Genomic DNA, 288 nt, shown 5'->3' with positions numbered 1-288 from the left:
GTAATGCTCCGGAACTTCCACATCGTCATCCGGAATCATAGACTCATGCTCGTGACCGTGTTCATGGTCATTAGCCGAAAGAGACGAAATGGACGAACGAACCATATTCTCATTGGCCTGATCCCGGCTAAGCTGCTCCATCGGAGGCAGCAGCGTCGGGGCAGTGAGCACGGACAGCCGCTGGAGTCGTTCATACAGATCGATGTATTCGTCTTGCAGTGCGTCTCGACCGAACAGCGTGGCCGAGATATGCTCTTCAGGCGGCCGGAAGTTCGGACCCTTCTGAAC

General features: G+C 55.2%; 1 protein-coding gene. It reads right to left on the bottom strand.

What is annotated here, in order from left to right:
- Positions 1-288, bottom strand: a 288-nt coding sequence (locus AC1RPH_RS08235; RefSeq protein WP_481762099.1) for a hypothetical protein, incomplete at both ends; no start/stop codon positions are given.

The sequence above is a fragment of the Dellaglioa sp. CoH-57-MRSF-16 genome (assembly GCF_056782055.1).
Note: the sequence above shows the minus strand (reverse complement) of the source record. Positions and strands in the feature narration are given on the sequence as shown.